Raw genomic sequence first — 7,658 nt, 5'->3', positions numbered from 1 at the left:
GCAACTGGTTTGCTGACTGTTGTTACTGTACTCCATAAACCTGAAATGTGCTGTAAGTCGTGAATTAAGATAGATTTTTGCTGGAGTCTAGCTGCCAGATTCGATTCAGACGTTGAATGCGCTGTTGCAGAACTGTAGTTTGGTGCTTTCGATCGGGCAATAGTAGCTTGGTGAGTTGGGCTGTACTGCGTGGAAATGAATGGTTTCAGAGTGTTTGAGTCACCTCACATTTAGGCCTCCGCTGAGTTTTGATAGCGCCAGTTAGTTGCACGAGGGCTTTGATAGTGGCAGGTACGCTGTAAGCGTTACCGCGATAGGTAAGTCTCATAATGAAGGCTCCTGGTGAGTTGAATGGTTGAATGATTGAATTGGTTGATTTCAAATCGGACTTGCTCCGCTACATTGAGTTAGTAGATGCCAATGTGAACTGATGCAGTTAAGCGGTGAACATGACAGGCGGAAATAGCCACTTCAAAGATTCATGAAGTTAATAGAACTTTTCTATGAATGGATTATTGTTCAGACAACAGTTGCTTTTGAGGAGGTTAAGGCTGAGATGACTCAATGTTCATGTATCGACTGTTAGCATTGTCCGTCAAAAACTCTTCGGACTCGATCGTTAACTTACTCGTGCCGCCTTTTTCTACTGTGAGCGTTTTATCAATAGTCCTCTGTCAATTCAGATTAAAATACTGCTAGATCTGCATCAGTTGATCGGGTTGGCATCTATTGACCAACGTGGACAGGCAAAAACTTTCGGAATTCTTAGGGGGCGTAAACTCTATGACTGCTTCATCGAGATACGAAAGCATTTGGTGTGTTAGTCCTGCTAGTGAAAAGTTGGGGTATAAAAACTGTTTGATTCCCTCAGCACAAGAGTTTGTCCAAAATCTCTCTAGTTCTCAAGATGGAGGCATTCAGTCTGCTTTACTGTCCTATTTTTATCCCAACGCCACTGGGACGACCAAGACTCAGGCTCAAGCTGGGCTTTGTCTCAGATGTTATGTGTCTGCCTCAATTCTCAAAGCTTGCCACACGATCGACCGTCTATTTGGCAGCGAGAAATCGTTCACATACCGCGACTTACTGCCCTTTGTGTTGAATGATGATGGAAAAACATTCGTGATTCTGGATCGCGATCGCAAAGCTCAATTACTGGTAATGGGCGACGAACCTCCCCAGCCGACGGCGTATCAGTTTTTTTCGGTTGATGTGTTGCGGACGTTTAATTCTGACGGTCAGTCCAGTTTGAGTTTAGACAATTGGGCCTTTCTACGCACCAAACAGAACACAGAACTCAAACAGTTTTTAGCAGAATTTGGATTTCAGCATCTCAGTGATTGGGCGCTATTAAATCGAGCCAGACCCCACCAGCTAGAGCGATTATCAGAGCGCGATCGTTCTCTAGTTGAGGTGTTTCATCAAGTTTATCGGCGCGATCGTCGCAAGCAAGCTACGGGCGTTAAGCGGTGCCCCGACCCCTCGATTGAGCAACTGCAAGAAATGATAGCAATGTTGCAGCCTGTAGTGATTTTTACAACTAGTGAGTTGATGCAGACCTTAAAACGGGTGGCAGTACAACTCAGGCAGTACGATATTTGGTCACATCGCGTCCCGCTAGAAGTCCACGATTCTGAAACTGGGCGTGACACCATTCGGTCAGATCTACCAAGCAGCGATGTGGACGAGTTAGATCTAGAGCAGCAAGAGCTACTGACGTTTTTTCATCAACAACTCAACCGGGCACTGATTGACGGAATTGTTCAGGAAGTCAGCGATCGCACCACCGCTTTAGAACACAGCAAAAAGTACGCACCTCTGGCGGCTCAGTTTATTCCCGGCTTGCAACTCTACTATGATCAGGGCTTGTCTCTCAGAGAGATTGCCCCAAGGTTGGGAATGAGCAGTTGGGATCAAGCCAGACGCATTCTAAATCCTGGAGACTTGCTCAGTAAGGTGCGAGCGCTGACGGTACAACAGGTACTCGATCGTTTGTTAAAACAGGCGCAGCAAAAGGGATTTGCCCAAACCCCTCCCGAACCGAACTACTTGAGAACTTTGGCAGAGCAAGTAGAAGCCGTTGCCGATCAGGAAATCTTTCAAGAGGCCGTAGAAGAAATGAGAGCGGGTAAAAGTCGCTCATTCAATAGCGTATACGCACAACAGCTTCGCGTTCATCTAAATACATTGAGACTAAAGAGAACAACCCCATGACTAACTTATCTAGTTTCCCGATGAGTTCTAGACAATTGCCGCCGGAGGTAATCTGGCTGGAGCCTGAACAAATTGAACAAGCAAAACTGATGGGCAGTGCCGCTTCTGAGGAGCAACAATGGCAAAGCTATTTGAATGCACTAGCGCTGCTAAGTTTTGAGCAATGGTTGAGCGATCGACTACCCGAACACGCGATTAACCGATTAGCGCAAACTCCACCCAATAGCTCGATTCGGTCATGTTACCTTGAGGTGAACGGATTCAAATTCTGTCTGATTGCCGTCGAACATGTGCTAGATGAGAGCGTGCAAATTCCTCAAGCTCTGGTCGAGCACCCTGAACTAGCCGCCCATTTCTATGTTGTGCATGAGGTGTCAGAAGAGCAAGCATTGGTTATGGTGCGAGGCTTTCTGCGTTTTGACGAACTGATGAACTACCGCGCGCGCGATCGGGTACAAAGCGATTTCTACCAACTACCCCTTTCGTTACTCGATGCTGAACCTAATCATTTGCTGTTTTACTGTCGTTCTTTACAACCTGCCGCGATTCCTTTACCAGTTCGGGCGGCCCCAGACCCATCTTTAGTCACGCTCACCCAGACAACTACAAAATTGATTCAATGGCTTCAGGATGCTTTTGATCAAAATTGGCAAACGATCGACCAATTAATCAACCCCGAAGCTTATTTAGCCTTAACGACCCGCAGCACCGAGTCAGGAGCAAAACGAGGAAAGTTAATTAACCTGGGTGTACAGCTTGGACAACAAGGCGTTGCGCTCCTGGTGAATGTTACTTTAGAAGCAGAAGGAAAGTTGGGGGTGTTAGTACAACTGCATCCCACAGGAGAAGCTCGATACTTGATCCCAGATCTCAAATTGAGCTTGCGATCGCCCACAGGTAAAACACTGCAAGAAGTAACTTCAAGGAGCCAAGACAACTACATTCAACTAAAACCAGTCAAAGGTAGACCAGGAACTCGTTTTAGTGTTGTCATTCATCTGGATGGCGAAACGATTGAGGAAAACTTTGAGCTTTAAATCAGATTATGATGTGAACAATCACTGTTCTGGGTGAGTAAAGGAGTTGAATCTGAGCTTATTCTGAGAGGGCTGATATGAAGTCTTGTCAGGAAAAACGGGCAAACACTCCCTTGATGGACATCTGTAGCCATGCTTTGCTCCATACTCACGCTTTGCTCCATACTAAAGTTGCTTCGCTCAACAAATCTGACCTTGAGAAGACCTATACTCTGACTGAGATTAGCAAATGCCCAAGTCGGTTGTGATCCATTTAGGAGCTGGAGACTTGTATAGTGGCTTGCCGAGAGTCACGGCTCAAGTGTGGGCAGGACGCTCTCGACCAGAGCAGTTTGTAGGCAGTTTACCCGCCGCCCCTACCGTCATAAACCTATACCGAGACTGGCGGTTACTCTATCAAAGTCTGTGCGATCGCCGCCCCTTACGTTCGATCACGGGAGCCAGCCATGACCTTGACGATGAGCTAGAAATTGATGAAATTGGCATTACCAACATCTCTCAGGTCAGTTTTGAGCAACTTTGCCAAAGCCTACAGGATGCCCTAAATACCTGGCTACAGTCAGAAACCTTTCTGCCGATCGAGCGACAATTGCGATCGCAACTCACGCCGCTGGAGGAAGTCCGAATTGTAATTGAGACTGATGATGAACTGTTGCGACGACTACCCTGGCAGCGCTGGGATTTCTTTAGAGACTATCCCCAAGCAGAAATGGCGTTGAGTTGCTCACAATATCAGTTTCATCACGCGACTCCGCCCACCCCTCGCAAAAAAGCCAGAGTGTTAGCCGTTTTGGGCAACAGTCAGGGCATTAACTTACAGCGCGACGGGCAATTTCTCAAGGCGCTAAACGATGCAGAAACTCAGTTTTTGGTGAATCCGTCTCGTCAAGAATTTAACCAGCAGCTTTGGGCTAAACCAGGGTGGGATATGCTCTTTTTTGCAGGGCACAGCCAGACAGAAGGTCAAAAAGAGAGCCAGACGGGACGCATTTATATCAATGAGAATTTGCAGCACAACAGTCTGACGATCGAACAGTTTGAGGCTGCGATTGAGGGGGCAGTCAGCAATGGCCTAAAGCTGGCAATTTTTAATTCCTGTGATGGGTTAGGGTTAGCGGCTGCCTTGAGTAGATTACAGATTCCTCAAGTGATTGTGATGCGAGAGCCTGTTGCCAATCAAGTCGCTCAGGAATTTTTTAGGCATTTTTTAGAAGCATTCGCCAAACAGCACTTATCCCTCTACTTAGCGGTGCGGCAGGCTCGTCGGCAGTTACAGGGGTTAGAAGATGAGTTTCCGGGTGCCTCATGGTTGCCCGTCTTGTGTCAAAATCCAGCCGTAGAACCATCTACCTGGCAGGACTGGTGTGGAACTCAGAAAGTACATCCCAATCAAGTACATCCCAATCAAGTACATCCCAATAAGGTTTACCATTCCTGGCAAGCGATCGTGTTCACGAGCCTGATCGCCACCGCTTTCGTACTCGGAATTCGCCACCTGGGAGGATTACAGTCCTGGGAACTACAAGCTTTTGATCAACTTCTGCGACTGCGCCCCTCAGAACCGCCCGACCAGCGTATTCTCATTGTCGCCATCACTGAGGATGATTTGAAACTACCGGAGCAGGCACAACGCAAAGGATCACTCTCAGACCTGGCGCTGACAAAACTTTTGCACACCCTGACCCTGCTCAAACCTCGCGCGATCGGCTTGGATGTCTATCGTGATTTTCCCCTTGATCCACTATCAACCCAACTAGCCGCCAACCTGAATCAGCCCAATTTTTTCGCGATTTGCAAAGTTGCCGATCCAGAAGCGAACTACCCCGAAATTGCTCCGATGCCCAATCTACCGAGCGATCGTCAGGGGTTTAGCGATGTCATCACCGATGCAGATACTGTACTTCGTCGCCATCTGCTATTTATGGATCGGATTCCAGGAGCCGCTTGTAGTACCCCCTATGCGCTGAGTACTCGATTAGCATTTCAGTACCTCAAAGCTGAGGGGATTGTTCCTCGCTATACATCCCAGGGAGATTTGCAATTGGGCAACCAGGTTTTTCGGCGATTACATAAGCACACCGGAGGTTATCAACAAGCAGACACCGCAGGCTATCAGATTCTACTAAACTATCGGTTTTCTCAATCCTCCCGCAGTCCGGCTCCTACTGTCACGCTCAAAGAGGTCTTGGCAGGGCGACTAAAGCGAGAAGATGTGAGCGATCGCATTGTTTTAATTGGGGTCACTGCACCGAGCAGCAAAGACTATCTAACAACACCAGAGGGTGAGAGAATACCGGGCGTGTTTATTCAGGCGCAGATGGTGAGCCAGTTGATTAGTGCGGTTGAGAACGGACGCGCACCGATCGAGGGTTGGGGCTGGCGAGTAGAAATTCTTTGGGTCTGGACTTGGGCTGTCCTGGGTAGCGTTTTGGTCTGGCGATGTCGCTCAGTTCCCTGGCTGATTGGGCTAGAAGTCACGGCACTGGGAGTTTTAGGCATTCTCTGTTTTTATGGGCTGACACAAGGCCAGTGGGTGCCGCTCGTTCCGACTGTGTTTGTGTTCATGATTGCCAGCGGTGTCCTTATTGTCGCAACTCAAGACCGAAATCACAGAAATCACATTAATACATCAACAAAACCATGACTCGACTCAAACAAGCAACTCTATTCGCGATCGCATTCCTAGTTGCCTCCTCTGGTCATCAGGGGCAGGCGCAGTCGGTGCCATCCGTTCTCAAGGATTCGATTATCTTTAATGCTGATCCGCCCCCTAGTACAGGAGTTCCCGGACGGCGATCGGATGCAGGGAGCCGAGGCTGTGGAGTCGAGGAGTCCTCTAAGGAATCTAAACCGCTAATAGCTTTGGTGCCAATCCAGAAGACGGCGAGTTTGAGAATGGTGTTTGGCAAAACTGCGGCAGAACATCCCACGTTTTGGTTTTATGTGCCATACCGTTCCTTATCAACTGCAACGTTTGTTTTGCAAGATCAAAACGGCAACTCGATTTACCAATCAAATGTAGCGCTGCCCAAAACCGCAGGGGTCTTGAGTTTGAAACTACCCGCAACGGTGGCTCCGCTACAAGCTAGCAAGCGCTACCACTGGTTTTTTAAGCTGTACTGCCGATCGGTTTCGCCACCAGATTCCTTTGTCGATGGTTGGATTCAACGCGAAACGCTTCCGTCTGATGTGACTCAGAAACTCAAAACGGCAACGCTCCAACAACAAGTCAGGCTGTATGCGACCAATGGTTTTTGGTTTGATGCTTTGGCGACTGCGGCTGAACTGCGTCGTACCAATCCGAGAGATTCTACCTGGGCGGAATTGTTGAAAGCGATCGAGCTAGAGACGGTGGCAGATGAAGCGATCGCGACACCGTAAGTACAGAGAATACTGTCTAATACCAATTCTTTAGGAAGCTGCATAGAGTCGATCCCCTTAGCCTCCATTCAGTAAAATTCTTGAAATCGAGTTCTAGTAAACAAGACAGCATTGAGCATACAACCCAACAGTTAACAGGTGTTCCCACGGGCAATACGATTCGCTATCATCTCGACAAACTCAACGATATGGAAGCGTTGGAAGCGCAACTGAATCAAGCGTTGCAAAGCCGAGTCCCATCTCGGATTCGCGGGGGCAAGCAGCGATTGGCAATCGACCTGCATCTGGATTCCGTACTATGGCACCCCCACCGCGACAGAGTTGCCCTATATCTACCGTTCTCACGCCAAATCGGGCACGACTTCTTTCTTTGCCTATGCCACCGTCTATGTGATTGCTCGAAATAAGCGAGTCATCGTCAATTTATGGATCTATTTGCTGTGGTGTTTTGTCAGTCATCGCGGCTCCGGTGTGCGACGAGTCTATCGCGACCGCTTCCCGCTCAAAACGATGCTGGAGTTCTTGGTGCAGGCCGTTGAGCAGCGCTTTCCAGTGCGTCGAACCATTTTCTTACCGCTGACGATCTAAACTTATCGATCTACTGAGGCTAACTTTTCTGCTCGTATTCATGCCCTGCTCCCGTCTAGTGAAAGCCGAACTTGTGGGTAATAGTCAGAGCAGATCTGGGGGGTTACCGCCGACTTGCCCCACGTTGTGGGCACAAGCGGTTACTTGCTACCGACCCTCGCCCCCTAAATTCCTCAATTCTGGGGGGACTTTCAAGATTTGATTGAGTAGACGTGAATTCAGTAGAGTTTTCTGGCCTCGTTGCTTAGAGCTTTTGCCTGCCAGTCTGCCAATTTTGAAGGACTTTTAGACAAGCGTTTTGATTCAAAGTCCCTCACTCGTCGGCGATTTGGGGGGCGTTTTCGGATGGATAGTAGCGAAAGACTTCATCGATCTCGCGTGAATTTAACGTGAATTCGATGGAATTTTCTCGCTTCGTTATTCAGCACTTCTGCCCCC

The 7,658-nt window shown here is 48.4% G+C and carries 5 protein-coding genes; all 5 read left to right on the top strand.

Annotated elements, in window-relative coordinates:
* Window positions 1–783 precede the first annotated feature (783 nt).
* Window positions 784–2,214, top strand: a complete 1,431-nt coding sequence (locus tag ACKFKF_RS33610) for a hypothetical protein (RefSeq protein ID WP_446871717.1) — start codon at window positions 784–786, stop codon at window positions 2,212–2,214.
* The gene (locus tag ACKFKF_RS33605; protein WP_446871716.1) at window positions 2,211–3,251 is read left to right on the top strand and encodes a DUF1822 family protein; all 1,041 of its coding nucleotides are present in this window, start codon (window positions 2,211–2,213) and stop codon (window positions 3,249–3,251) included. The genes ACKFKF_RS33610 and ACKFKF_RS33605 overlap by 4 nt, the downstream gene beginning before the upstream one ends.
* A 229-nt stretch (window positions 3,252–3,480) precedes the next feature.
* Window positions 3,481–5,895: a CHASE2 domain-containing protein gene (locus ACKFKF_RS33600; protein WP_446871715.1), complete on the top strand. Its 2,415-nt coding sequence runs from the start codon at window positions 3,481–3,483 to the stop codon at window positions 5,893–5,895.
* On the top strand, window positions 5,892–6,632 hold the full coding sequence (locus ACKFKF_RS33595) for a DUF928 domain-containing protein (protein ID WP_446871714.1): 741 nt from the start codon (window positions 5,892–5,894) through the stop codon (window positions 6,630–6,632). Before ACKFKF_RS33600 ends, ACKFKF_RS33595 begins: the two co-directional genes overlap by 4 nt.
* A 321-nt stretch (window positions 6,633–6,953) precedes the next feature.
* Window positions 6,954–7,220, top strand: coding sequence for a hypothetical protein (locus ACKFKF_RS33590; protein WP_446871713.1), 267 nt, complete (start codon window positions 6,954–6,956; stop codon window positions 7,218–7,220).
* Window positions 7,221–7,658: the final 438 nt, after the last annotated feature.

This window comes from Phormidesmis sp. 146-12 (assembly GCF_052939495.1).
The sequence above is the reverse complement of the archived record's forward strand: the minus strand, read 5'-3'. Positions and strand labels throughout refer to the sequence as shown.